Genomic DNA, 23,806 nt, shown 5'->3' with positions numbered 1-23,806 from the left:
CCCGATGGCCTATGAGCTGTGGGGCCCAACACTTTTCGTGGACAACGCCCGTCTGACTCCGGAACAAAACGCGAGCAATCTCGGCTCCCGCCGATACGTATGGTGCGACCATCCGACCGCACAAAGCTCTGACCGGATCGTCATATCGATTACGCATGCCGTTGCGTGTCGTGGTGCAAAAGACATGGGGCCCAGCCAAACCCACAAACTATCTGTAGTTCGGCGCCATCTTGGACTGAATCGCCGAACTCCTCTAGACCGCGCTGAGGACCTGTCGACCTCCGAGGGGAGCCTTCAACGGCACTTCGAGGGTGCCGAAAACCGCGATCATGGTGCACATTCGGCCGACGGCATCGGCGCGGGTACCCGATCGCAGTTCCACGGTGACCGTCGCATCGGTCTCGGTGACGCCGGCATCCACGCCGTAGCACTCCGGCGATCCGATCTCGAAGTTGACGGCGATCCGATCGCCGGTCACCCGTGACCAGGACGTGAACGGAATCGGATGTGCGCCAACGATCGTCGGATCGGCGGTCAACGCCCGGCCCGCGTCGGCCGGTGACCCCTCGGTCGGCGTACTCTTCGCCGCGCTGGTGGTCGTCGTCTTGCCTTGTGTCCCACCGTTATCGGAGCCACCGCAGGCAGTGACGGCGAGGCCGACGAACAATGCGACGGCTACAGCGGCGGGTCGAACTCGCGACATCCGATACATGCCGACCACCCTAATCGACACGACAGCGCGCTGACGCGAACCACATCAGCAAACATTGAGAACGGCTGCTTCAGATTGTGCGACAAGATGATAGAGCGATAAAGCTCACACAGTAAACATTTGGCTAAGCCTGCGCGTAATACCTGCGCGCCGTGTGCTCGCACAGTAGATTCGGGGCCGATGCGCGCCAATCGGGTTCGCGGCGCACATCGAGTCGGATGCTTGGCACAGTGAACGTTTGAAAGGAAGAACGTGGGCGACACGCTGCGCGTTGGTGAAGAACTCGGGCTCGGCCAGTCTCTGGTCGGCGGTGCGTACACCCTGACTCTGCAGGCCGATGGCAATCTGGTGCTGTCGGAACCGGGTGGAAATGTCTTGTGGTCCACCCTGACTCACGATCAGGGTGTCGAGCGGGCCATCCTGCAGGAGGATGGCAACTTCGTACTCTACAAGGGTGATGGTGCCGCCTGGGCCACCGATACCGATGGCCGGGAAGCCGACCGGCTGACCGTGCAGGCCGACCGCAATGTGGTGCTCTACGGTACGGACGGCAGCGCGCTGTGGGCGTCGGACACCCAGACCGACAACCCGCTGCCCACCCCGGAGTCGGAGCCCGAGCCGGTCGCCGTGCAGGCCGCCGCGCCCGCCGCCGAGGAGGTGCCGCCCCCGCCGCCCGCCGCGCAGATCTACACGGTCGAGCCGGGCGACACCCTGTGGGCGATCGCCGAGCGCTTCTACGGCGACGGCAATCGCTACCAGGAGATCGCCGACGCCAGCGGTATCGACAACCCGGACGCCATCAATCCCGGCCAAGTGCTGACGATTCCGTGATATCGGGCTGATTTGCCGCGCCTGCGGCGCATTCGCTTCGACGAGACGGGCCGCGAACGTCGCTCGTAAGACTCGCTCCGCGGTGGTCATGTGAGCATCGATCCGCGTTTGCCTGAATGGCCGCCGAAAATAACGAGGGCCCCGAAGCCGATTCTGCTTCGGGGCCCTGCTGCGTGGGTGTCTACCGGCTGGTGAACGGCAGAAGCGCCATTTCGCGGGCATTCTTCACCGCGACGGCGACCTGGCGCTGCTGCTGCGGGGTGAGTCCGGTGACCCGGCGGCTGCGAATCTTGCCGCGGTCGGAGATGAAGGTGCGCAGCAGGTTGATGTCCTTGTAATCGACCGTCTCGACGCCCGCCGCGATCAGCGGGTTCTTCTTCGGGCGGCGGGCCTGCTCGGCGCGAACCTTCTTCGAGGGTGCTCGCTTGACTGCCATGTGACGGGTTTCCTTCTCGAGATCAGTGGTTGTCTACCAGCTCGATTTGTGTACACCGGGGAGTTCACCCCGATGGGGCATCTCGCGCACACGTACGCGGGAGAGTCCGAACTTACGGAGATGACCGCGCGGTCGTCCACCCGCGGCGTCCCGATTGCGCAATCGTACCGGACTGGCATCACGTGGCAGCCGCTGTAACGCGGACTGTGCCGCGGCGCGGTCGCCTTCGGACGTGGTCGGCCTGCGGATCAGCTCCCTGAGTTCCGCACGCCGCACCGCATGGCGGGTGACGATCTCCTTGCGCTGCTCATTGCGGGCGATCTTCGACTTCTTGGCCATCAGCGCTTCTCCCGGAAGTCGACGTGCCTGCGCACCGCCGGATCGTATTTGCGCATCACCGTGCGGTCCGGATCGTTGCGGTGACCTGGCAGTGGGCCGACACGCGGCCTCCCTGCAGTATTTGACAATCATTTTCGACAACTGCACTTCGACACTGTACTGTCGCTTGGTGGAAAATGAAAATCGTTTCCGAATGTGGGCGTGGGCCGCGTCCCAGCCTTCATGAGGGGAGGGCTGATATGGCGGTGCCCAAGCGCAGGATGTGGCGGTCGAATACCCGCAGTCGCCGCGCGTGGTGGAAGGTGACCCCGCCGGACCTGGTGCCGGTCGGTGTCGGTGGTGTCGTCCACCAGGTGTCGCGCCGTTTAGCGCGGGCGGTGCAACGCGGGCTCATCGATCCGGAACGGATCTGATCCGCGGTCGAACGGGCGGCGGCTCGGCGGCTGCGGCTGTCGAGCCGCCGTGTACCGATGCGGGGCTGCTCGGTCGAGGGCCTTGTCGAGCACCACGTCGACGGTCATGCGAACTCCTTCCCACGAACCGGTATGTGCAATCCGGCGATAGCTCGCATGCTGCTGGCGCGGGACAGGAACGCGGTTTCGGATCGGATCCAATCGAGAGCGTGGCAACCTGCTAGCAACTTTATTGGTGTAAGTCACATGGCATTCTTCCGCGGCTTCGATTGCGAAACGGTAGCTACCGGATCAATTACGTACTGGGAGTTGGTTTTTCGTGGCCGTAAAAGTCCTGGCGCAGTGATGATTTCGTGCTCTGGCACCGGTAGCCTCATCCGGGAGGGCGGGTTCTCGGAACCCCCGGTTCACGTGGATCACCGAGAACCCGCTCATCGCCAAACTTCCGGCCTCTCTGGCGATTTCCCCGCTTCCCGGCCTCCGGGCAAACCTGGTAAATCCAGCAATAGTGACTCGAGCCGGGCCAGTTGCTCACCCACGAAGTCGGCCGGACCCTCGATCAGCGAGAGTGGCCACGGCCAGTGTGGCCCGCCCAACCGCTTGACCTCTTCGATCAGATCCGCTGTGGTGGCTTCGAGTTCGCTGATTTCCGTGCGCAATTCGCCGACTTGCGCACGCAAGTCGGCTGATTCGTCCTCGAGCTCCTTGATTCGCTGTAGCACCGCGGCCACGCCGTCCACCAGAGTTAGATGGCGGCCCCCGGCATCGGTGCCGAGCTGCGGCCAACCGGACAGCCCCGGACCGCGCAGCTGGATCTGGATATCGCGCAGTAGTGCATCTTGTTCCGGCGTCACATCCGGTTCCTCCTGTACGAAGTCCCACTGGCCGAAATCTATTGTCTCGGATTCGTTTACATCGCAGAGCACGCCGTTGACGACCACCTGTCGCAATGTCTGATGGATATTGCGTCTGGTCTGCACATTGGTGCCCGACCAGGCATCGGTCTGCCACGACCACGCCGCGACGCCGGCGTCCAACGCCCGGCTGATCGACCAATAACCGCCGTAGATACCCACATTCGCGGCGCCGAGCACGGTGGCCGCGCCTTCGAGATAGGCATTGATCGAGAGCTGATCCTGCGGTGTCGAATCGAAATCCGCGGAAAAGTAGATCGGCCGATCCGACCGACCGCCACAGCGCAGCACCTGCGCCGAACCCGCACGGGCGTCGACGATTCCGGCGTCGTAGCCGTCCAGCACCCGGGCCGCGGTCGTCTCCCAGTTCGACACGATGGAGATACCGTTCGCCCGCAAGTCATTGGCCTCAGTAGGGGTCAACTGCTTGCCTGGCAGAGTCGGACCGCCCTCGGAGAGGTAGCGTACGACGAAATCGAAACCGGCCGCTCGGATGGCCGCACCGCCGGGACGGCCAGCAGCGTAGTCGAGACCGAGACGCATGACCCTAACTGTAGGGGGTGTCGTCGGCCGAAATCGGCGGCATTGCCGAAACTGTCGGTGCCCCGTGGTCGACCAGGGCCCCGCGATATCTCAGCGCACCGACTGGAACTCGGACCGGCTCACCCGGAGTTCGGCCCGGCGCTTGGCCTCGAGCGATGCCGCGGTCTCGCGCCGGTCCGGTGCGATGAGCACGGCGCTGATCGGGATCGTCAGCGCGAGCGATCCGATCACGAACATCGGAAAAACGAATTCGAATAGCGTGAGTCCGTCCGGCGCCTTCGCGGTGGGATCAATACTCGGGTCGAGGGCCGCGATCCCGGCGCTATACATGCCCGCCACACCGACGGCGAACAGCAGCACCGTCGCCGCGCGGGCGAGCAGTCCGTGCAGCGCCTGGAACGACCACAGCGTGCCCACACCGGTGATCAGCGCGACCACCACAGCGACCGCCGAGAGCCACGGCGAGATATCGACCGAACCCTGGATCCGGATGGACCCGAGCCCCAGATACAGGGCGAGACCGATGCCGAACCCCATGACCAGTCCACCCGGAATGAGTCGGGTCAGTTGCAGCCGACGGCCGATGATGAGCAACGCGACGAATACCGTGGCGAACGATGTCACCATGGCCGCGACCACCCTGCCGCCGTCGAAGCGCGCCGCGGTACCCGCAATATCGAGGCCGAGCAGCGCGACCGAGGTCGACAGCCACACCCCGACGCCGCCGATCGCCACCGCGGCCGAGGTCACCCACACCAACCGGAACCGGGATGACCGCGCCGCGTGCAACACGCAGGCCAGCCCAACCACGGCGCCCAGCACCGAAACACCGAAGGAGAGTGCGGCGATCCAGTACCCCATCGAGAACTGGTCCACCGCCGCGCCGTCGTTCGCCGCGGCGAACAACCGGACGTCATGCATGTCGGGCGGTTCCTTCCAATTCGAGCGCCTTCAGTTGGGCGATCGCGTATTCGGTGACGGCCGCCAGTGCCTGGCGGACCTCCATGGCATTGCGCGCGTCGATATCCACGATCGGCACCCCCTCGCGCACCGAAAGAGCCTCGCGTAGTTCGGCGATCGGGAAGCGGGGTGCGTCCGGGAAGCGGTTGACCGCGATCAGGAACGGCAGCTTGCGCGCCTCGAAGAAGTCGACGGCCGCGAAGCTGTCCTCGAGCCGCCGAGTGTCGATGAGCACTACCGCGCCGATGGCACCGCGGATCAGGTCGTCCCACATGAACCAGAAGCGGCGCTGGCCGGGCGTGCCGAACAGGTACAAAACCAGGTTGCCCGGCAGGATGATGCGGCCGAAATCCATAGCGACCGTGGTCGTTTCCTTATCCGGGGTATCGGCGAGATCGTCGATACCGTCGGAGAAGCGGGTCACCATGGCCTCAGTGCGAAGCGGGACGATCTCCGATACCGCGCCGACGAAGGTCGTCTTACCCGCGCCGAAGCCGCCCGCGACCACGATCTTGGTCGAGGCGACGCGAGTGTCGGGCTCGGCAGGTCCGGTGTTACCGGATCCGGAGTTGCCGGGCTGCCCATAATTTCCGCCTTGCCTATAGGGCACGGAGTCCACGCAAAGTCCTCTCCATAAGGGAACGGCGCTCGTCGAAGCTCGCCTCGTCGGTCAGGGTCGAATGCACGCGCAGCGCGCCGTCGACGACGAGGTCACCGACCATGACCCGGACCATGCCGAGCGGTCGATCCAGATGGGCCGCGAGCTCGGCGACCGAGAGCCGATGCGTACCCAGCCGCAGGATCTCAGTGCGCAGATCGCCCGCTGGCCAATCGAGATGCGCAGTGTACGACAGGGTTTCGATAACCGCTTCGAGTGGTAGGTCGACCGCGGGTTCGGTGCGGCCAGAGGTCAGGGCATACGGTCTGACCCGGGTGGTCGGCCGGTTCGGCCCGTGGCCGAGTGGACTCGACATCGTCTGGATCAGACGGCTGTCCGGGCGGTGGCGGAGACCACCGTGCCCACACGGTCGACCAGCAGGGCCATTTCGTAGCCGATCCGGCCGATGTCGTGCGACTTGTTGGCGAGCACGGCCAGGTGCGACCCGTTACCGACGCTCATCACCAACAGATAGCCGCGCTGCATCTCGACGATCGACTGCATGACCTTGCCGCCGTCGAACAGCCCGGCCGCACCGGTGGCCAGGCTGGCCAGACCCGCGGTGACCGCGGAAAGCTGCTCGGCCCGGTCCGCGGGTAGATGCGGGCTGGTCGCCTGCAGCAGACCGTCCGCTGTCACCAGCACCGCATGCGACACTCCGGGCACATCCTTGGTGAAGCGGGCAACCAGCCAGTTGAGGTTCTCGTCCGTGGTGCTGTTCGGGTTGGTCATACAAGCCCTCCGTCGTTGTACTGCGCTTCGGCCCGCCCGCTGCGGACCCCACTGAGATGCCTGGTCAGGTTGTTCCGGATCTCCTCCGGATCGCGGACGCCGGGTTCCTCGACCGGCGCGAGGCCGCCGGGCACCAATTGCGCCCCGGGCCTGCGGATCGGCAGTCCGCCGACGGTACGGGCGTCGGCGGTCGGATGGCTGGCCTGTTCGGCGGCTGTCCAGCCGGCGTCGGCGGGGGAGGTCCATGCCGACGGCGCGGATTGTGCCGTCGCGGGTTCGACCAGCCACTCCGAGACCATCCGCTGATAGATCGGGGTGGGCGATTCGCCCTGCACGGGCTGTAGTCGGGTCGAGGTGTTGGTCGCGGTCTCGGCCGAGACCGGCTGTAGTCGGGTCGAGGTCGGCTCGGGTTCCGATGCGGCGGCGGGCTTTCGGCTCGGCAGCGGCGGCCGCACGATGGGATGCGACCCGGTCTGATACGGCTCGGCGGGCTCGCGGGAGACGATCGGGTTCGATCCGGTGTGCGCCGGTTTGTCGGGCTGCTCGGCCCATATATCGGTGACCGCGCCGAGGGACACCTGCTGCGGTTCCACATCGATGACCGAATTCGGCCCGGTGGCAGGATCATCGGTCTGGGTCGGCGGCCCGAACAGCGCACTGTGGGACCGGCCGTCCGCGCCGCGGCGGCTGCTCGGATTCTCGGCGAATACGTCCGCCGAGGTTTCGGCGTGGTCATCTCCGGGTATCGATACCTCAGGTGCGTCGGCGACGCGCATGGTTGGACGACGTTGTGGCAGACCGGAACTGGTGACCGCGAACCGGGACGGCTCCCGCTGCGGCAGGCTCGGCACCGGCACCAGCGTGCGCGGCGGCTGCTGGTGCGATGGGGCTGGCAGCGCGGCCATGACCTGCGCCTCGATGGCCCGCTTGTTCGGATCGGTGGCATCGAGCGGCGGCGCGACCAGTGCGCCGGGCAGGTGCACGCTGGCGGTGATGCCGGGCTGCTGTGCCATGGTCGAGGTGCGGCGCAGGCTCACCGTGATGGTGTGCCGCTTGGCGAGGCGGCCGACGACGAAAAGGCCCATGCGGCGGGCGGTTTCGACGGTGACCTCACCACCGGAGGCCAGCCGGTCATTGGTGAGCTGCAGATCCTCCAGTGACATGCCGAGGCCGCGGTCGGTGATCTCGATCAGGTATCCGCCGTCGACCGCGCGCGCCACCATCACCGCGACCGGTGTGGTCGGCGGGGAGTAGCGCAGCGCGTTATCGATCAGTTCGGCGAGTAGATGTTCGATATCGACAGCGGGCTCACCGGCGACGATGCCGTCGGGCACCGCGCCGATTTCGACCCGCTGATAGTCCTCCACCTGGGAGACCGCACTCCAGAGCATGTCCGATAGCGGGACCGGATGTAGTTGACCGCGGCGCAGCGCGGTACCGGCCAGCACCAGCAGGTTGTCGCCGTTGCGGCGCATGCGGGTGGCGAGGTGGTCGAGGCGGAACAGGCTCTGCAGCCGTTCGGCGTTGTCCTCGTCGTGCTCCAGATCCTCGATCAGCGACAGCTGCTGTTCGACGAGGGACTGGCTACGGCGGGAAAGGGTTTCGAACATATTCCCGATCTGCAGTCGCAGTCGGGCCTGATCGGCGGCGAGATTCAGCGCCTGCTCGTGGATTTCGTCGACGGCGCGGGCCAGCTGGCCGACCTCGTCGGTGGTGTGCACACCGACCGGGGTGATCTCCGGTGTGGCGCCACCGCTGCGCACCACCGCGAGTTCGTCGGGCAGCTTGACGTGCGCGACCTCGAGCGCGTCACGGCGCAGCCTGCGTACCGGGACGACCAGGGCGCGCGCGACGGCCAGGGCCAGCGCCAGACCGGCCAGCAGCATGCCGATGACGATCGTGGTCTCGCGCAACGCACCGGTTTGCGCCTCGGTGGTCCGATGCGCCAGTGCCTTGTCGATGGTGTCGGCGAGGGAGTTGGTGGTCTTCTCGTAGGTATCCGCGCTGGACTGAAGTGAGTCCAGCACGGCGGGATTGGAGGTCGGATCCCCGCCGTTCTGACTGAATGCGCCGAGGCGGATACCGACCGCGTCCAGCAGCGGCCGCATATTCGGCGCGTTGTCCGGCAGGATGATGCCGTAGGTATTGACCATGGTCATCTCGGCACCGGCGGAGGTGAGCACCTTCGGGCGCACACTCGGATTGTGGCCGGCATCGGGGGAGCCGATCATCATGCGCTGCTGGGTGAGTACCCGGCGGGCGTTCTGGAGGGCGCCGATCTGCAGGAAGTAGCGCTGGATGACGAGGTCCTCGACCGAGGGCGAGAGCGCGTACGCGTTGCCGATGCGAACCGCGATCTCATCGGCCTGTTCGCCGACCATCATCGGCGATCCGTTGCGCAGACTGTTGCGCATGGTGGTGCCGGTGGCGACGGCCGATGCCAATTCGGAGGTGACCCGGGTGCTCACCTTGGTCGTGCGCATTCCGGCCTCGAGATCGGCGAGCGCCTGATCGAATTTGGTCAACGCCGCGTCGGTTGCCGGATCTGCGGTGTTTCCCCAGGACGCGGTCGCCGCGACCGCGAGTTGTTCGGTGGCCGTACCGAACTTGACGATCGGCCGAATAATGATGACCTGTTCGGTCGCCGCATCCAACTGCGACATGGTGCGCAGTTCGTTGTTGATACGGAGTACGGCGAAGACAGTGGCCAGCAGCACGGGCAGGACCAGCACGATGCCAACCTTGCGAGTGACCGACCAGTTGGACAGACTGAATTGCCAGGACTGCGGTGCAGCTTCCATCCGCTTCCGTTGCCTCCGCTTGACGAGCTTGCACGAGTGCCCCCGGATGGCGCGTGGCTGTTCGGTTTTGATTCAACCCGCTGAGATCCAACTAGAGGTCTTCTTTTTACCGCAGGAAACATACCGCGCAGAGTGACCAACGGCAATCTGGGGCTGCCGCTCTGTAATTCACTCGAATATGCCTACTCGGAACGGCTTTCGGCACCTCAAAACGGTTGCTGGTTTCCGTCGAGATCTGTACGTGATCACAAACGTGCTGGTCGCTCGACCAGCCCTGGCGCCGTATCGATGCCGGCGCGGCGTGTCGAGCGGCGCCCTCTCAGTCGACTCTCAGTCGATGCGGTCAAACTGGGGGCATGCGCATTCTGGTAGTCGACGACGATCGTGCCGTCCGGGAATCGCTGCGCCGGTCACTGACCTTCAACGGCTACTCCGTCGACCTCGCGGTCGACGGAGTGGACGCGCTGGAGAAGGCGACCGTGCAGCGACCGGACGCACTCGTACTCGATGTGATGATGCCCCGGATGGATGGGCTCGAAGTTTGCCGACGCTTGCGCAGCACCGGAGACGATCTGCCGATTCTGGTTTTGACGGCGCGGGATTCGGTTTCCGAACGGGTAGCCGGACTCGATGCCGGTGCCGATGACTATTTGCCGAAACCATTCGCACTCGAGGAATTGCTGGCCCGATTGCGGGCGTTGTTGCGCCGTAGGGCCACCGATCCCGGCGAGGTTTCCGAGACCATGACGTTCGCCGATCTGTCGCTGGATCCGGTGACCCGTGAGGTGACCCGCGGCGACCGCTCGATCAGCCTGACCCGCACCGAGTTCGCGCTGCTGGAAATGCTGATGGCCAATCCGCGCCGGGTACTGACCCGCAGCCGTATCCTCGAGGAGGTCTGGGGCTACGACTTCCCCACCTCCGGTAACGCGCTCGAGGTGTACATCGGCTATCTGCGCCGCAAGACGGAGGCCGAGGGCGAGGCCCGGCTGATCCACACAGTGCGCGGTGTCGGCTACGTGCTGCGCGAAACACCCCCATAGGGGAGTCGGCACCCCATGGCCAGAACCAATCCCAAGCGGCAAGTGGTCGCCGCGCTCGGCGCGTATCCCGCGGAGCGGGCGGATATGCGTCCACCCATGCCGTTGACCAGATCGGTATCACTGCGCTGGCGGGTAACCCTGCTCGCCGCGTCGGTAGTCGCCATCGCCGTGGCGGTCACCTCGATCGCCGCCTATGCCATGGTGGCCCGCGCGCTGAACGCCGATGTGGACGCGCAGCTCAAGGCTCGCGCGAACACCATGATCAACAATAATTTCGACAGTTTGGGTTTTCAGTCGATCGTGCTGGCCGGCCTGTACTCCAATGATGTCGGAGTTGCGCTGATATACGCGAAAGACAAGGCGTATATGCCCCCGCAGCAAACGATTCCGCCGGTGGGCAGCCAGGAACTCGCGGTCGCGAACGGTGAGTTGCCCTCGTCACTGCGCACCGTGAGTAATCAGCGCGTGCTCGCGGTGCCGACACATTCCGGCGCGACGCTGGTCATCTCGCAGCGGTTGCAGCCGACCCGCGAGGTATTGGACAGACTGGCCTGGTTGCTGTTCGTCGTGGGCGGTTGTGGTGTCGTGCTGGCGGCGGCCGCGGGCACCGCGGTCGGCCGCACCGGGCTGCGCCCGATCGGACGGCTGACCGCGGCGACCGAACGGGTCGCCCGCACCGACGATCTGACACCGATTCCGGTGACGGGTGACGATGAACTCGCAAGGCTTACCGAGAGTTTCAACACAATGTTGCGCGCACTCGCCGAATCGCGCGATCGACAGCGTCGATTGGTCGCCGATGCCGGACATGAATTGCGCACACCGCTGACCTCGTTGCGCACCAATATGGAATTGCTGATCGCCTCGAGTCGTCCTGGCGCGCCGCGGATTCCGGAGCAGGATATGGCCGAGTTGCGGGCCGATGTAATGGCTCAGATCGAGGAACTGTCGACCTTGGTCGGCGATCTCGTCGATCTGGCCCGCGAGGACGCGCCCGAAACCGTCTACGAGCGAGTGGATCTCGGCGAGGTGGCCGAGCGTGCGCTGGAGCGGGCCCGGCGCCGTCGCGGGTCGATCGAATTCGCCGCGCAGTTGCAGCCTTGGTTCGTATACGGTCATGAGGCGGGTCTGGAGCGGGCGATTCTGAATGTCCTCGACAATGCCGCCAAGTGGAGTCCGGCGGGTGCGCAGGTCAAGGTCACCATGCGGGAAACCGGTCGCGGATTGCTCGAACTCGATGTCGACGACGCCGGACCCGGCATCCCGGTCGCCGAGCGCGAGCTCGTGTTCGACCGTTTCTATCGGACCACGGCGTCGCGTTCCATGCCGGGTTCGGGGCTCGGCCTGGCGATCGTCAAGCAGGTGGTGACCAAGCACGGCGGCACGATCACCGTCGAGACCTCCGAGCGCGGCGGCGCCTTGATCCGCATCGTGCTGCCGGGTGCGGCGACCATGCTCGACGGTGTCACCGAATCCGTAACCGATTGACCCCGTTCGAGACCCGGTCGTGATACCGCGGGGCGATGCGTGTTGCCGCCGCGGTCCGTATCGTATTGCCGGACGATGGTGAGCAGGCCGGTTCCGGGCCGTTCGCCGATATCTCGGAAAACTGAAAGCAGGGTCTCAGTTCGCTCTCAGTCGTCGTCGCCAAGCTGGTCGAAGACGTAAGGAGAAAAATGACCGAGGAATCCAAGGAAGGCTCGACGCCGCAGCCCGAGCACGCCGACGCCGCGTCCGGTCCGCATCCGACCCAGGAGATTCCGGTCGTACCACCGGGCCAGCCGAATCCGACCTATCCGCAATCCGGACACGGGGCGCCGGGACCGACACCGCATCCAACGATCTGGCAGCAACACATGTCGCGCAACCCGACTCAGCAATTTCCGGGTCCCGAGTCGGGCCCGGAATACGCCCAGCCGTCCTATTCACCGCCCACCCCACCCGGCGGGCCGTATCCGGGTGCCGCGTTCGGCGCCCAGCCGACGCCCGAACCCGCACGCCGCCCGGTCCGCACCGGCCTCGTCGTCGGCGCGCTCGCGCTCGCACTCGTCAGCGGTGGCGTCGGTGGCGCGGTCGGTTCGCTGGTCACCCGCTCCGATAGCGGTCACGCCACGGTGACCAATGCCCTGGACGCCCCCAAGCCCAATGTCAGCAATGTGACCAACGCACCGGCCGGTTCCACTCAGGCGGTGGCGCAGAAGGTGCTGCCGAGCGTAGTGATGATCAAGGTCGCCAGCAATCGCGCACAGGGTGAGGGCTCCGGTGTCGTGCTGTCCTCCGACGGCCTGATCCTCACCAATAACCACGTCGCCTCCGGCGGTGGTGCCAACGCCAAGATGGAGGTCGCCTTCGCCGACGGCACCACGGCACCGGCCACGCTGGTCGGCGCCGATCCGGTCTCCGATCTGGCCGTCGTCAAGGTGCAGGGCAAGGACGGACTGACCCCGATCGAACTGGGTACTTCATCGAATCTCGCCGTCGGCCAGCCGGTTATCGCCGTCGGCTCGCCGCTCGGGCTGGCCGGCACGGTGACAACCGGCATCGTTTCGGCACTCAACCGTCCGGTCTCCACCAACGGTGAGGGCACTCCGAGCCAGGTGCAGCCGGTCATCGACGCGATTCAGACCGACGCCGCGATCAACCCGGGCAATTCGGGTGGCGCGCTGGTTGACGGCAGCGGCAAGCTCATCGGCATCAATACCGCCATCGCCAGCCTCGGCGGCAGCGAGGCGACCGGTCAGCAGAGCGGTTCCATCGGCCTCGGCTTCGCCATCCCGGTCGATCAGGCCCGCCGGGTCGCCGACGAACTGATCAAGACCGGTCACGCCACCTACGCCCAGATCGGCGTCAAACTGCGCCCGCAGGACACCGCCGCGCGGGTGCTCGAGGCGACGCCGGACGGTCCGGCGGCCAAGGCGGGCATTCCGGCCGGTGCCATCATCACCAAGGTGGACAGCCGGACCATCGACTCGGGCGACGCACTCATCGCCGCGGTCCGTTCCCATCAGCCAGGAGACAAGGTGAAGGTCACCTATACCGATGAACAGGGCAACAACCCCAAGACCGTCGAGGTGACCCTCTCCGGTGCGGCCGCCGACGGCGGCCGATGATGCGGGTCGTGCCGGGCGGATTGTCGGCGCGACCGGGAGCCGACGTCCACCTCGCCGATCTGGACGCTACGGTTACCACCATGGAAATCGATGCTCCTGTCGCGGGGCGTGCTCTGGTGGTGGTCGTCGACGATCGAACGGCGCATGGAGGTGTGGACTCGCTCGGGCCGTTGGTCACCGAGCTGCTCACCGAGGCGGGTTTCCTGGTGGACGCTTCGGTGTCGGTGCAGGCCGATGAGGTGGAGATCCGCAATGCGCTCAACACGGCGGTGATCGGTGGTGTCGATCTGGTCATCTCCGTCGGCGGCACCGGTATGTCCCCGCGCGATGTCACACCGGAGGCCACCTCGCAGGTACTCGACCGGGAACTGCCCGGGATCAGCGAGGCACTGCGGTCCTCCGGTCGCGTCGCCGGTTCGCTCGATGCCGGTCTTTCGCGCGGTCTGGCCGGCGTCTCGGGCAGCACCCTGGTGGTAAACCTGCCGGGCAGCCGGGCGGCGGTCCGCGACGGCATGGCAACCCTTGGTCCGCTCGCCAGCCGAGTGATCGGCGAGCTGTCCGGATTGGCGGAATAAATTACCGCCGCAGACTCCTCCGACGACCCTCGTCCGGCGACACGCCGGTCGAGGGATGCGGCGCGTCTGGCAAAGATTTTCGGAGACGTCCTTCCGGACACGACGAGTGACGAGCACCGCGCCGATTTCGAATCGTTATCCAACGACTGGTTCCGCTCGCAGGTGCCACCCCATCACGGCTCCTGACTCATCTACGGTCTCGCCACGTATGACCGTTCATGGTTGCGCCTTCATCCACCGTGAATTCCTCACGCCGAAATTTGTTTAACAATCAATTACGGTGCTGTCTCGTAGTTACCGTCGGCGTCGTTGTGAAGGCTGTCGCCTTTTGGGGGCGGATCGGTTGTCGTTGCATTTCTGTTTATGCACGTCAAGCGATATGAGCATGTGAGATGGTGTGATCTAGATCACATTGATCTTAATGGAAACTTACGTTGCCAGACCGTTACTGGTCGGTTTAGTCTCGCCACGAGCCACCCACGCTACTGGACCTCGCAGGTCCGGGTGCGACACGTACGTTTGTCGACCCGGCGGAACCCGGCTCGGTTCCGATGCCAGCCCTGACCGTTGCGCCGAAATAACAGCCGGTTACACATCGGCAACAATCGGGCGACAAACTGAGCTGGGCCTGAGAGGACCAACGTCCAGCCTCGATGGTCGAGGTTGACTGTTACAACCTGATGAGGGGAAGTATGAGCGAGAACCGCACCCTGCGCCGCGGTGCCCGGATCGCGGGCCTCGGCGCTGCCGCGGCCGTGGCCATGGGCCTGCTTTCGACCGGTGCTGCCAATGCCGATACCTTCGTGCCGTTGCCGGACGGCCAGAAGAACGGTCCCGACGTGACGCTCACCCGTACCGGTGAGCACGCCCTGATTTCGCCTTCGCTGGCGGCCAACGGTGCCGGCCGTGTGGTCTGGGTTTCGGGCAATGCCATCGCGGATGTGAACGTTACGCCGGAAGGTACTGTCGGCCCGACCAACGGTGCCACGGGCGCCCCGGGTACCAACAACTCCTCGACCCATGGCGTATCGCAGCTGAACACCGGCTACATCGTCGGCTGCCAGGTCAGCATCGCCAGCGATGCCATCTCGGCGGGTCTCTCCGGCAGTATCAACCTCTCGGGTGGTTCGCTCGGCGGGTCGATCGGTGTCAACCTCGGCCCCGGCGAGGTCAAGTTCGTGCAGATCGACTACAAGGACATTCTGAAGCCGGGTCGTTACTCGGTCGAGTACCAGGATGCCGAGATCGAGGTCCAGGGCTGCGCGGGTTATGCCCAGGCGCGCGCCTACACCGTCGTCGAGATCATCGGTGACAACTACTCGAAGACCACCCTTTACGGGCAGCCGTTCAGCATCGGCTGACGTCGGTCAATCCACGAATATTCTTCTCGCTCAAGCGATTCAACCCTCGAGGGACTACTAGCATGATCAACCGTAAGAACGTGGCACGGGTGGCCGGTGTCGGCGCCGCTGCCACCGTGGCTCTTGGCCTGTTCTCCACCGGCGCCGCCAACGCCGATACCTTCGTGCCGCTGCCGGGTGGCTCGATCACCAAGACGCTGTCCGACGGCACCGTGGTCACTATCAGCCTGACCAACGAATCCGCCAACATCAACCCGTCCATGGGCTCGACCCCGCTACACCGCAATGCGTGGGTTTCCGGTAGCGCCCAGGTCACGGTGTCCGGTGACGGCGGTGGCTCGATCTACCCGGGCTACACCGTCGGCTGCCAGGTGAACATCTCCGGTGGCGGCGCCACCGGTGGTGTCGAGGGCACCGCGGACTGGAGTGACGGTAAGAATGTCACCGGTGGTGTCGGCGCGACCAGCGGCGCCAACCTCACCCTCGGCCCCGGCCAGTCGCAGTCGTTCTACGTGCTCGATCTCGAGCAGGCCGACGACTTCGGCGGTGAGACGCACAAGAAGCGCAACAAGTTCAAGAACGGCAGCGGCTCGGTCACCTGGGCCGATGAGACCATCGGTCTGACCGGTTGCGCCGGTTACGCTCAGGCGCGTTCCTTCATCAGCGTCGAGGTGGAGACCGACAACGTCATCACCTGGACCACCCTGTGGGGCCAGCCGTTCAGCCTCGGCTGATCGACAGGGGCAGCGCACCCTGAAAACCTCAGCGGGCTCGTCGCATTCGCGGCGGGCCCGCTTTCTGTTGTGAAACCCTTGGCATCCAGCTGAATTCGCCGAACGTAGCCGATAGGGCAGTGACGTCTGCGAAATCTCACAGGGATTCGGCGCAAACCGCTAACATTGGGCGCACCCAAGATCGTCCACTGACGGGATTGTCGGCAAACCGCTTGATGGCCAATGTCTTTCCAGCGAGCGGTGTCCGCATGAATGGGTCTTCGTCCTCGGTTCCCCGAGGACGACCGCTAGAATCCGATGAGGCGAAGGCGGCGTCACCGGTGGTCTGGACTGCAGTGACAGTCGGAATGTCAAGCCGAAGGTGAGCGCCAGCAGCGGTGCCAACCTGAGTCTCGGTCCCGGCCACGCGCAGTCGTTCTACGTGCTCGATCTCGAGCAGGCCGACGACTTCGGCAACGAGGCGCACAAGAAGCGCAATAAGTTCAAGAGCGGCAGCGGCTCGGTCACCTGGGCCGATGAGACAATCAGTCTCAGCGGCTGTGGTGGCAACGCCCAGGCGCGGTCCTTCATCAGCGTCGAGGTCGAGACGGATAATGTCATCACCTGGACGACGTTGTGGGGTCAGCCATTCCGCCTCGGCTGAGTATTCCGCTCGAATACGCAGAACGGGCCCGTCGTGTACGACGGGCCCGTTTACCCTGTGGCGCAGCTGATTACCGTATGTAATTGTGGCGCAGCCGAATTCCCGTTTGAATTGTCGGGCAGGGGAATTCGATTCAGAATTCGTGACGTCCACCCCCGCTGTGCTGACCGTCGGCGAGCAGGTCGCGGATCTCGATCAGCACGTCGGAGTCGCTGAGTTCGGTATCCGGGGCGGTGCCGAACCGCTTCTTCGCGTGTAGTGCGGGAAGCACCAGCACGAAGTACAGCACCGTCGCGATGATCACGAAATTGATGGCCGCGGTGATGAGCGGTCCCACCTGCACAAAGGTCGCCGGTTTATCGGCAACCAACCGGAAACCCAGGGTGATGTCGTCCCGCTCGCCGAACATGGCGAGAACCGGGTTGATGATGCCGTTGGTGAACGCGGTGACGATCGCGACGAACGCGGTACCGATCACCACGGCTACTGCCAGGTCGACGACGTTTCCGCGAAGTAGGAATTCCTTGAAACCCTTGAGCATTGCCGATATCTCCTCTTCGGGTGAGAGCTGACTCGTTGTGCTCGGCGGTTCGGGCTGCCGTATCGACCGATGCTAGTTGACCTTGATGGCAAATTCTCGGCGAAATACGGTCAATGGAAAACCACGGTCAGGGCGGTGCGCAGCGAGGCGGCGGCCACCGCGGTGGCGTGTTCGGCGTCCATCGCGACCAGCACTACCCGCTCGGGCGCGCCACGCCGGTCACCAGGGCTCGATACGAGCACGACCGCCGCATTGATCGCGAGCAGCCGGGCGGGCCGACTGCCGGGACCGCTCTGTTCCTCCGCACCGATGACATCTACGCGGTCACCCGCCCGCAGGATCTCCGCGACCGCGGTATCGGCCAGCCGAATGGGCACGATGCGCGCATCGCCCGTGCCGGTGGCAAGCGCGGCCAGTCGCGGTCCGACGATACGCAGATCGGTGAATACCTCGCCGGTGTGCATGGCGCCGGTCAGCGTCGCACCGACCAGGACGGCGATATCGTCGATCGCGCCCGCGGGCAGCGTGCCGGATTCGAGAGGTTCGTAACGCAGATCGGTGGCTTCGAGCAGATGACCCGGTGGCAGATCGCGGCCGGCGACCACGACCTCGGTGCGCGCACTGCCGGGATCACCACGCAGGAACAGAACGAGCGCTAGGGCGGTGAGTGCCGCCGCGATCAGGCGCCGGGCGAGCAGCGCATCCGCCCACGGCGGTCGATTCCAGATCGCGTAGCGCAGCGAGTCACCGCGGCCGAGATCGGCGAAGGACCTGGCTTTGCCGGAGGAAATAGTGCCCAAGGGAGCCATGCCCGGAGCCTATGGTCAGCGGCACCAAGACTCGCCCGAGACCGGCGTGCCCTGTGGATAACGACAGCCCTGGGGACAACTACCACAGGGCAGCCTCTACCAGGTAAAAATCAGCTGGCGACGGCAGTGCTGGCGGTGCTCGCGCTGCTGGACGAACCGGAATCCGAACTCGACGCGGAGCTGCTGGCAGCGGTGTCCGACTTCGCGGGCTCGCTGGCGGTCGAGGACCCGCTGCGACTGTCCGTGCGGTAGAAACCGCTGCCCTTGAACACGATGCCAACCGAGTTGAAGAGCTTGCGCAGCTTGCCAGAGCACTCCGAGCAGACGCTCAGCGCCTCGTCAGCGAAGGACTGAACGATGTCGAAGCGGTTGTCACACTGGGTGCACGCATATGAATAAGTTGGCACTGGATCCTCCGCAGGGTTCGTCAATCTGGCACTCTACAGCCGACAGTGCCAACACCGCTAATCGGCATTTCATTCCGCATCCTCACCGCTACCCAATCGATGCAGCCCGTCGTGCGGTGTGAGGGCCCAGCCCATGCGCAGATCGTGCGGCTCCTCGGGGAGCCGATCGAGCAGTTCGTCGTCGCGGACGACCGCGATCAGCCGCGCCGTCGGTCGGGCCGCGGGCAATGTCCGGTCGTAGTATCCGGCGCCGCGGCCGAGCCGAACACCGCGGCGATCCACCGCCAGGGCGGGGACCAGGATCAGTTCCGCCAGCGTGATCGCATCGGCGAGCACCTCGCCCGTGGGTTCCAGCAGTCCGAATCCGGCACGTCGCAGGCCATCGGTGCCGGTGAACTCGGCCCATTGCAGTGGTCCCGGCGGTCCGGTGACCGGCAGCAATACCCGGGCGCCCGCCGCGCGCAGTGCCGTCAGCATCGCGGTCGATCCGGGTTCACCGCGCACCGGCACATACGCGCACACCCAGGCGGGGATGTCCAGTTCGGTGACACTGTGGGCCAACTCACGCGCCTCGGTTTCCCGGTCGGCGCTGGTCATCGCGGCCCGCCGAGCAATGATTTCGGCGCGCCAGGCATGTTTGTCGCGCTCATCGGGCATCTCCACGGTGATCACCTTAAGCTCACCGGGACCCGAGTCGCCGTGATGGCCACATCGGGCCTGTGATGGATGGATAGGGTAGGCGTATGACAGCAAAGGCCGGACAATCCGCGAATGGCGAGGTCGTGTCGTGTTTCCGCACGGCCGTCGTACCCGCGGCCGGACTCGGGACGCGGTTCCTGCCCGCGACCAAGACCGTGCCCAAAGAGTTGCTGCCGGTGGTGGACACTCCAGGCATCGAACTGGTCGCGACCGAAGCCGCCGATTCCGGTGCGCAGCGGCTGGTCATCGTGACCTCGCCGGGTAAAGACGGCGTGGTCGCACACTTCGTCGAGGACTTGGTGCTGGAGAGCACGCTTGCCGAGCGCGGTAAGTTCCAACTGCTGGAGAAGGTGCGCAAGGCGCCCGCGCTGCTGGATGTCACCTCGGTGGTCCAGGACGAACCGCTCGGCCTCGGCCACGCGGTCGCGCAGGCCGAGGGCGCCCTTGATGACGACGAGGACGCCATCGCCGTACTGCTACCCGACGACTTGGTGCTGCCCTGCGGGGTGCTCGATGTGATGAGCCGGGTCCGGCGCAAGCGCGGCGGAACTGTGTTGTGCGCCATCGACGTTCCCAAGGACGAGGTCAGCGCCTACGGTGTCTTCGACGTCGCGCCGGTGCCCGATGCGGTGAACCCGAATGTGCTGCGGGTCAACGGAATGGTGGAGAAGCCCGCGCTCGCGGACGCACCATCGACCTACGCGGCCGCGGGCCGATATCTGTTGGACCGCGCCATCTTCGACGCGCTACGGCGGATCGAACCGGGCACGGGCGGCGAGCTACAACTCACCGATGCGATCGCACTGCTCATCGAGGAAGGCCATCCGGTCCATGTGGTGGTCCACCGTGGGTCGCGCCACGATTTGGGCAACCCGGGCGGTTATCTTCGTGCTGCGGTCGATTTCGCTTTGGAACGAGAGGAATACGGCCCCGCCCTGAGGGAGTGGTTGCAGCATCGGCTCAGTGCGGACTGGGACCCACAGCTGACGACCTATGACTGATAGGCGTGGGCCTCGGGTTTCACCGATAATGGACCGTCGGGTACGAATGATGGTCCATCTTCGTCGCGCGGGATCGGTTGCGCGATCGCGGAATCGGGTCGATGCGGAGAGAGCAGGAAGGGCTGGATGCGCTCGGTTGAGGATCAGCAGATCAAGGTGACGGCGGCGGCGGTCGCGCCCCGGCCGGTCCGGGTCGCGATCTCCGAGGCCCAGGGCCTGCTGTGTGCCGAGGATGTCGTTACCGAGCGGCCGCTGCCCGGATTCGATCAGGCCGCGATCGACGGGTACGCGGTGCGCAGTGTCGATGTGTCCGCCGCCGGCACGGATATCCGCGACGAGGACGGCGAACTGGTTGATCTGACGCTGCCGGTGGTCGGCGAGGTGGTCGCCGGTTCCAAACAGCCGATCCGGTTGCAGCCGCGCCAGACCGTGCGGGTCGATACCGGTGCACCGCTGCCGACGCTGGCGGATGCCGTGCTGCCCTTGGATTTCACCGATGGTGGCCGGGCCAGGATCAAGGTGTACGAACCGGTGCGATCCGGTGACTATGTCCGGCGCATCGGGGACGATGTGCAGCCCGGCGATGTCGCGGTGCGCGCGGGCACCATCATCGGTGCGCCGCAGGTCGGACTGCTGGCCGCGGTCGGTCAGGACAAGGTGCTGGTACATCCGCGCCCGCGGTTGTCGGTGATCTCGGTGGGTGGCGAATTGATCGATATCGATCGCACGCCCGGACCGGGGCAGGTCTACGACGTGAATTCGTATGCGCTGGCCGCGGCCGCGCGCGATGCGGGCGCGGATGTGAATCGGGTCGGCATCGTGAGTTCGGATCCGCGGCGGCTGCGCGATGTGGTGGAGGGGCAGCTGGTTCGCTCCGAGGTCGTGGTGATCGCGGGCGCCATCGGCGGATGGGCTTCGGAGCAGGTCCGCGAGGCGCTCGAGGGGCTCGGGGAACTCGAAATCACCAGGGTCGCCATGCACCCCGGTTCCGTACAGGGTTTCGGGCGGCTCGGGCGCGATGAGGTGCCGACCTTTCTCCTGCCGTCGAATCCCGTTGGCGCACTTGTGGTTTTCGAAGTCATGGTGCGACCGTTGATCCGAATCGCATTGGGCCGCAGACATCCCATGCGCCGGATCGTCCGTGCCAGAACGATCACCCCGATCACCTCGATCGCCGGACGCAAGGGCTATCTGCGCGCGCAACTCATGCGCGATGAGGCCACCGGCGACTACCTGGTGCAGCCGCTCGGCGGCGGCGCGGGCGGTTCGTCGCATCTGCTCGCCACACTGGCCGAGGCGAACAGTCTGATCGTGATCGACCCGGACGACACCGAGATCAGGACCGGTGACGAGGTCCGGGTCGCATTTCTCGCACAGCGTGGCTGAGGCGTGGAGACGATGAATGTATTCCGGCCCACGCCGCATCCCGGTTGGCCGGCGCATCTGGGGCCGCTGCGCGTTGCGGCCGGTGAGGTGAGATTGCGGCCGGTGCGGTTGCGCGATGCGGCGGCATGGAGCCGGATCCGGTTGCGCGACAGGGCACATCTGGAGCCGTGGGAGCCGACCGGACGCGGTGCCTGGGAGGAGCGCAATCACGCCTCGAACTGGCCGTCGCTGTGGTCGAGTCTGAAGGCCGAGGCCAGGCACGGTGCGATGATTCCGCTCGTGATCGAGGTCGACGGTGCGTTCAGCGGGCAGTTGACCATCGGCAATATCGTGCGCGGTGCACTGCGTTCGGCGTGGATCGGCTATTGGGTCGCCAAGGATTTGAGTGGTCAGGGCGTGGCGACGGCCGCGTTGGCGCTCGGACTCGACCACTGCTTCGGCCCTACCGGACTACATCGGGTCGAGGCGACCGTGCGACCGGAAAACCTTCCCAGCCAAGCGGTTCTGCGCAATGTGGGGTTCCGCGAGGAGGGGCTGCTGAAGCGGTACCTGGATGTGGACGGCGCCTGGCGCGATCATCTGCTGGTCGGCATCACCGTGGAGGAGGTGGCGGGGACCGTCGTCGATCGACTGGTGCGCGATGGTCGGGCGACGATTCCCTGAAGCTCGGATACCCGCACGATCGTACCGTTTTAGACGCGCCCGGCTGCCTGCGACGCGCGGGGAAAATGATGGATCTGTGACAGGTGTGGCGTATGTACACGGCGCGCCTGACCGCAGTTGCTGCGACACGGAATTAACCTACGGACGTCGGGGGTGCGTCCCGTGCCACCGGCGACCAGCCTGTGGGGCAGTGCCGAATACGCCTCACAGCGGCCGGACGTCCGTCCGTCCGAGGCGTTTTGCGGCGAGCGAACGCACCGCGACGGGGCGCGGTGCGACCTGGTCGAAAGGCCGAGCGGACGATGCGGTGGGGACGGAGGTGCAGAGGCGAGATGCCGAATTCGATCCTGTGGATCGGACTGGTCGTGCTCTGGGTCTTCGTGCTGTTCCCGATCCTCGCCGACCGGCACCCGAGGATCAGGCAGACGACCGACGCGGCGCTGGCGACCCGCGTATTGCACCGCGGAGATTCCAAGCGGCGCGCCAAGAGCGGTCCGGCCGCCGGACACGACAGTGATCCGGACTACCGGCCGACCCGAGTACAGAGAAGACTTTCCCACAGCGATGATGCGGAGGACCGGATGACCCCACCGGCCGACGAGCAGGTCACCGAGGACAACGATCCCGCGGACAACCCGCCCGAAGCCAGGTCGGAATCCGATGCCGAAATCGACGACCAGGACGGTGAAGTCGACGAATTCGACGACGTCGACGACGAATCCGATACGGTGGATGGCGAGTTGGACGACGTCGACGACGAATCCGATACCGCAGATGACGAATTCGACGACGCCGTCGGCGAGCGGGATACCCCCGAATCCGACAACACCGAAATCGCGACGGCCCGAACGGCTGCGAAGCGGCGCGCGACCGTCGATGATGACCGGGTGGCGGTAGAGCGCACCGAACCGGATGGTGCCCGGAACTCCCAGGCCGCGACGGCGGCACCCGCTCGACTCGACGAATCCGACTCCGACGATCCGGATTTCGTGCCGACCCGGCGCGGGCGCGGCGGCTTCGACCCGGAGGCCGACGCAATCGCACGCGCGGCCCGCTACACCTTCCGGCAGCGCGCGGTGCTCGGTCTCATCCTGGCCGCCGTCGTCTTCGGTGGGCTCTCGGTGGCGCTGAGCCCCATGTTCTGGTGGGGCTGCGGCGGCTCCGCACTCATCCTGGTGACCTATCTGGCCTACCTACGCAAGCAGGTCCGCATGGAGGAGGAAATTCGTCGCCGTCGCCTCGCCCGCCTGGCCCGCAGCCGAGGCGAGCACATCGAGGCGGAGCGCAAGGCCGAACAGCGCGCCAAACAGCGCGTCATGGACCGCGACACCGCGCGCGCCCTCCGCCGCCGCTCCGCCCTCATCGAGGTGGACGACGAAGACCCTCTGTTCGAACCCCTGGATACCTTCGACCCCGCCACCGCGCGCGCCCTCCGCCGCGGCACCGACGACATGCGCCGCGCCGCCGGGGCCTGAGCCGAACCCACATCCGCCCA

General features: G+C 65.6%; 26 protein-coding genes and 1 pseudogene. 13 read left to right on the top strand and 14 right to left on the bottom strand.

Features of this window, described 5'->3' with window-relative positions; genetic code table 11:
- Window positions 1-253 precede the first annotated feature (253 nt).
- Window positions 254-712: a hypothetical protein gene (locus tag ACW2Q0_RS26100; protein ID WP_457193548.1), complete on the bottom strand. Its 459-nt coding sequence runs from the start codon at window positions 710-712 to the stop codon at window positions 254-256.
- Between the two features lie 252 nt (window positions 713-964).
- On the opposite strand from ACW2Q0_RS26100, the gene ACW2Q0_RS26095 reads away from it, so the two are divergent.
- On the top strand, window positions 965-1,543 hold the full coding sequence (locus tag ACW2Q0_RS26095) for a LysM peptidoglycan-binding domain-containing protein (RefSeq protein ID WP_457193547.1): 579 nt from the start codon (window positions 965-967) through the stop codon (window positions 1,541-1,543).
- A gap of 181 nt (window positions 1,544-1,724) precedes the next feature.
- Here the strand turns inward: ACW2Q0_RS26095 and rpsR are convergent, their stop codons facing one another.
- The 3 genes and pseudogenes from rpsR to rpmG all read right to left on the bottom strand — a co-directional run.
- Window positions 1,725-1,979 carry a 30S ribosomal protein S18 gene (rpsR, locus tag ACW2Q0_RS26090; RefSeq protein WP_355176510.1) on the bottom strand — a complete coding sequence of 85 codons (255 nt, stop codon included), beginning with the start codon at window positions 1,977-1,979 and terminating at the stop codon, window positions 1,725-1,727.
- A gap of 33 nt (window positions 1,980-2,012) precedes the next feature.
- The gene (gene rpsN / locus ACW2Q0_RS26085) at window positions 2,013-2,318 is read right to left on the bottom strand and encodes a 30S ribosomal protein S14 (protein WP_457193546.1); all 306 of its coding nucleotides are present in this window, start codon (window positions 2,316-2,318) and stop codon (window positions 2,013-2,015) included.
- A pseudogene (gene rpmG, locus ACW2Q0_RS26080) lies at window positions 2,318-2,398 on the bottom strand (50S ribosomal protein L33); the annotation flags it as partial. The pseudogene rpmG and the gene rpsN, both read right to left, overlap by 1 nt.
- A gap of 159 nt (window positions 2,399-2,557) precedes the next feature.
- Between rpmG and rpmF the strand changes: the two are divergent.
- On the top strand, window positions 2,558-2,731 hold the full coding sequence (gene rpmF, locus ACW2Q0_RS26075) for a 50S ribosomal protein L32 (protein WP_457193545.1): 174 nt from the start codon (window positions 2,558-2,560) through the stop codon (window positions 2,729-2,731).
- A gap of 431 nt (window positions 2,732-3,162) precedes the next feature.
- On the opposite strand, the gene ACW2Q0_RS26070 is transcribed toward rpmF, so the two are convergent.
- From ACW2Q0_RS26070 to ACW2Q0_RS26045, 6 genes are all read right to left on the bottom strand, one after another.
- Entirely contained in the window at window positions 3,163-4,188 is a 1,026-nt protein-coding gene (locus ACW2Q0_RS26070; RefSeq protein ID WP_457193544.1) for a glycoside hydrolase domain-containing protein, read from the bottom strand.
- Between the two features lie 90 nt (window positions 4,189-4,278).
- Window positions 4,279-5,109 (bottom strand): MHYT domain-containing protein, encoded by an 831-nt coding sequence (locus ACW2Q0_RS26065; RefSeq protein WP_457193543.1) that lies wholly within the window; start codon window positions 5,107-5,109, stop codon window positions 4,279-4,281.
- Window positions 5,102-5,659, bottom strand: a complete 558-nt coding sequence (locus ACW2Q0_RS26060; RefSeq protein ID WP_040695543.1) for a GTP-binding protein — start codon at window positions 5,657-5,659, stop codon at window positions 5,102-5,104. Before ACW2Q0_RS26060 ends, ACW2Q0_RS26065 begins: the two co-directional genes overlap by 8 nt.
- Window positions 5,660-5,747: 88 nt before the next feature.
- Window positions 5,748-6,122 (bottom strand): DUF742 domain-containing protein, encoded by a 375-nt coding sequence (locus tag ACW2Q0_RS26055; RefSeq protein ID WP_457193542.1) that lies wholly within the window; start codon window positions 6,120-6,122, stop codon window positions 5,748-5,750.
- An 8-nt stretch (window positions 6,123-6,130) separates the two neighbouring features.
- The gene (locus ACW2Q0_RS26050) at window positions 6,131-6,538 is read right to left on the bottom strand and encodes a roadblock/LC7 domain-containing protein (RefSeq protein ID WP_457193541.1); all 408 of its coding nucleotides are present in this window, start codon (window positions 6,536-6,538) and stop codon (window positions 6,131-6,133) included.
- Window positions 6,535-9,339, bottom strand: a complete 2,805-nt coding sequence (locus tag ACW2Q0_RS26045) for an ATP-binding protein (RefSeq protein WP_457193540.1) — start codon at window positions 9,337-9,339, stop codon at window positions 6,535-6,537. Before ACW2Q0_RS26045 ends, ACW2Q0_RS26050 begins: the two co-directional genes overlap by 4 nt.
- A gap of 356 nt (window positions 9,340-9,695) precedes the next feature.
- Between ACW2Q0_RS26045 and ACW2Q0_RS26040 the strand changes: the two genes are divergently transcribed.
- The 7 genes from ACW2Q0_RS26040 (at window position 9,696) to ACW2Q0_RS26010 (ending at window position 16,805) form a co-directional block, all read left to right on the top strand.
- Window positions 9,696-10,382 carry a response regulator transcription factor gene (locus ACW2Q0_RS26040; RefSeq protein ID WP_457193539.1) on the top strand — a complete coding sequence of 229 codons (687 nt, stop codon included), beginning with the start codon at window positions 9,696-9,698 and terminating at the stop codon, window positions 10,380-10,382.
- Window positions 10,383-10,466: 84 nt separating this feature from the next.
- A complete protein-coding gene (locus tag ACW2Q0_RS26035) occupies window positions 10,467-11,870 on the top strand; it encodes an ATP-binding protein (RefSeq protein ID WP_457193587.1) in 1,404 nt (467 codons plus the stop codon).
- A 188-nt stretch (window positions 11,871-12,058) separates the two neighbouring features.
- Complete coding sequence (locus tag ACW2Q0_RS26030; protein ID WP_457193538.1) at window positions 12,059-13,492, top strand: S1C family serine protease; 1,434 nt, start codon at window positions 12,059-12,061, stop codon at window positions 13,490-13,492.
- 80 nt (window positions 13,493-13,572) lie between these two features.
- Window positions 13,573-14,067 (top strand): MogA/MoaB family molybdenum cofactor biosynthesis protein, encoded by a 495-nt coding sequence (locus ACW2Q0_RS26025; RefSeq protein ID WP_364392993.1) that lies wholly within the window; start codon window positions 13,573-13,575, stop codon window positions 14,065-14,067.
- Between the two features lie 692 nt (window positions 14,068-14,759).
- A complete protein-coding gene (locus ACW2Q0_RS26020; protein WP_457193537.1) occupies window positions 14,760-15,428 on the top strand; it encodes an MspA family porin in 669 nt (222 codons plus the stop codon).
- A gap of 62 nt (window positions 15,429-15,490) precedes the next feature.
- A complete protein-coding gene (locus tag ACW2Q0_RS26015; RefSeq protein WP_457193536.1) occupies window positions 15,491-16,162 on the top strand; it encodes an MspA family porin in 672 nt (223 codons plus the stop codon).
- A gap of 325 nt (window positions 16,163-16,487) precedes the next feature.
- Entirely contained in the window at window positions 16,488-16,805 is a 318-nt protein-coding gene (locus ACW2Q0_RS26010) for an MspA family porin (protein ID WP_457193586.1), read from the top strand.
- 133 nt (window positions 16,806-16,938) lie between these two features.
- Here the strand turns inward: ACW2Q0_RS26010 and mscL are convergent, their stop codons facing one another.
- The 4 genes from mscL to ACW2Q0_RS25990 all read right to left on the bottom strand — a co-directional run bounded on the left by mscL (window position 16,939) and on the right by ACW2Q0_RS25990 (window position 19,219).
- Window positions 16,939-17,346 (bottom strand): large conductance mechanosensitive channel protein MscL, encoded by a 408-nt coding sequence (gene mscL / locus ACW2Q0_RS26005; protein WP_457193535.1) that lies wholly within the window; start codon window positions 17,344-17,346, stop codon window positions 16,939-16,941.
- 110 nt (window positions 17,347-17,456) lie between these two features.
- Window positions 17,457-18,155, bottom strand: a complete 699-nt coding sequence (locus tag ACW2Q0_RS26000) for an SAF domain-containing protein (RefSeq protein WP_457193534.1) — start codon at window positions 18,153-18,155, stop codon at window positions 17,457-17,459.
- Between the two features lie 110 nt (window positions 18,156-18,265).
- Complete coding sequence (locus ACW2Q0_RS25995) at window positions 18,266-18,562, bottom strand: FmdB family zinc ribbon protein (RefSeq protein ID WP_457193533.1); 297 nt, start codon at window positions 18,560-18,562, stop codon at window positions 18,266-18,268.
- Between the two features lie 69 nt (window positions 18,563-18,631).
- Entirely contained in the window at window positions 18,632-19,219 is a 588-nt protein-coding gene (locus ACW2Q0_RS25990) for a 5-formyltetrahydrofolate cyclo-ligase (RefSeq protein ID WP_457193585.1), read from the bottom strand.
- A gap of 86 nt (window positions 19,220-19,305) precedes the next feature.
- Between ACW2Q0_RS25990 and ACW2Q0_RS25985 the strand changes: the two genes are divergently transcribed.
- The 4 genes from ACW2Q0_RS25985 (at window position 19,306) to sepX (ending at window position 23,786) form a co-directional block, all read left to right on the top strand.
- Window positions 19,306-20,262, top strand: a complete 957-nt coding sequence (locus ACW2Q0_RS25985) for a UTP--glucose-1-phosphate uridylyltransferase (RefSeq protein WP_457193532.1) — start codon at window positions 19,306-19,308, stop codon at window positions 20,260-20,262.
- A gap of 126 nt (window positions 20,263-20,388) precedes the next feature.
- Window positions 20,389-21,648: a molybdotransferase-like divisome protein Glp gene (gene glp, locus ACW2Q0_RS25980; RefSeq protein WP_457193531.1), complete on the top strand. Its 1,260-nt coding sequence runs from the start codon at window positions 20,389-20,391 to the stop codon at window positions 21,646-21,648.
- A 12-nt stretch (window positions 21,649-21,660) separates the two neighbouring features.
- Complete coding sequence (locus ACW2Q0_RS25975; protein WP_457193530.1) at window positions 21,661-22,311, top strand: GNAT family N-acetyltransferase; 651 nt, start codon at window positions 21,661-21,663, stop codon at window positions 22,309-22,311.
- A 332-nt stretch (window positions 22,312-22,643) separates the two neighbouring features.
- Window positions 22,644-23,786, top strand: a complete 1,143-nt coding sequence (gene sepX, locus ACW2Q0_RS25970) for a divisome protein SepX/GlpR (RefSeq protein WP_457193529.1) — start codon at window positions 22,644-22,646, stop codon at window positions 23,784-23,786.
- Window positions 23,787-23,806 lie beyond the last annotated feature (20 nt).

The organism is Nocardia citri (genome assembly GCF_054065835.1).
This window is presented reverse-complemented; position numbering and strand designations above follow the sequence as displayed.

Bases quoted from the DNA above. Each gene is read 5' to 3' on its own strand.
- ACW2Q0_RS26100 (WP_457193548.1), bottom strand. From the start codon at position 712: ATGTATCGGATGTCGCGAGTTCGACCCGCCGCTGTAGCCGTCGCATTG.
- rpsR (WP_355176510.1), bottom strand. From the start codon at position 1,979: ATGGCAGTCAAGCGAGCACCCTCGAAGAAGGTTCGCGCCGAGCAGGCC.
- rpsN (WP_457193546.1), bottom strand. From the start codon at position 2,318: ATGGCCAAGAAGTCGAAGATCGCCCGCAATGAGCAGCGCAAGGAGATC.
- rpmF (WP_457193545.1), top strand. From the start codon at position 2,558: ATGGCGGTGCCCAAGCGCAGGATGTGGCGGTCGAATACCCGCAGTCGC.
- ACW2Q0_RS26070 (WP_457193544.1), bottom strand. From the start codon at position 4,188: ATGCGTCTCGGTCTCGACTACGCTGCTGGCCGTCCCGGCGGTGCGGCC.
- ACW2Q0_RS26065 (WP_457193543.1), bottom strand. From the start codon at position 5,109: ATGCATGACGTCCGGTTGTTCGCCGCGGCGAACGACGGCGCGGCGGTG.
- ACW2Q0_RS26055 (WP_457193542.1), bottom strand. From the start codon at position 6,122: ATGTCGAGTCCACTCGGCCACGGGCCGAACCGGCCGACCACCCGGGTC.
- ACW2Q0_RS26050 (WP_457193541.1), bottom strand. From the start codon at position 6,538: ATGACCAACCCGAACAGCACCACGGACGAGAACCTCAACTGGCTGGTT.
- ACW2Q0_RS26045 (WP_457193540.1), bottom strand. From the start codon at position 9,339: ATGGAAGCTGCACCGCAGTCCTGGCAATTCAGTCTGTCCAACTGGTCG.
- ACW2Q0_RS26040 (WP_457193539.1), top strand. From the start codon at position 9,696: ATGCGCATTCTGGTAGTCGACGACGATCGTGCCGTCCGGGAATCGCTG.
- ACW2Q0_RS26035 (WP_457193587.1), top strand. From the start codon at position 10,467: ATGCGTCCACCCATGCCGTTGACCAGATCGGTATCACTGCGCTGGCGG.
- ACW2Q0_RS26030 (WP_457193538.1), top strand. From the start codon at position 12,059: ATGACCGAGGAATCCAAGGAAGGCTCGACGCCGCAGCCCGAGCACGCC.
- ACW2Q0_RS26025 (WP_364392993.1), top strand. From the start codon at position 13,573: ATGGAAATCGATGCTCCTGTCGCGGGGCGTGCTCTGGTGGTGGTCGTC.
- ACW2Q0_RS26020 (WP_457193537.1), top strand. From the start codon at position 14,760: ATGAGCGAGAACCGCACCCTGCGCCGCGGTGCCCGGATCGCGGGCCTC.
- ACW2Q0_RS26015 (WP_457193536.1), top strand. From the start codon at position 15,491: ATGATCAACCGTAAGAACGTGGCACGGGTGGCCGGTGTCGGCGCCGCT.
- mscL (WP_457193535.1), bottom strand. From the start codon at position 17,346: ATGCTCAAGGGTTTCAAGGAATTCCTACTTCGCGGAAACGTCGTCGAC.
- ACW2Q0_RS26000 (WP_457193534.1), bottom strand. From the start codon at position 18,155: ATGGCTCCCTTGGGCACTATTTCCTCCGGCAAAGCCAGGTCCTTCGCC.
- ACW2Q0_RS25990 (WP_457193585.1), bottom strand. From the start codon at position 19,219: ATGCCCGATGAGCGCGACAAACATGCCTGGCGCGCCGAAATCATTGCT.
- ACW2Q0_RS25985 (WP_457193532.1), top strand. From the start codon at position 19,306: ATGACAGCAAAGGCCGGACAATCCGCGAATGGCGAGGTCGTGTCGTGT.
- glp (WP_457193531.1), top strand. From the start codon at position 20,389: ATGCGCTCGGTTGAGGATCAGCAGATCAAGGTGACGGCGGCGGCGGTC.
- ACW2Q0_RS25975 (WP_457193530.1), top strand. From the start codon at position 21,661: ATGAATGTATTCCGGCCCACGCCGCATCCCGGTTGGCCGGCGCATCTG.
- sepX (WP_457193529.1), top strand. From the start codon at position 22,644: ATGCCGAATTCGATCCTGTGGATCGGACTGGTCGTGCTCTGGGTCTTC.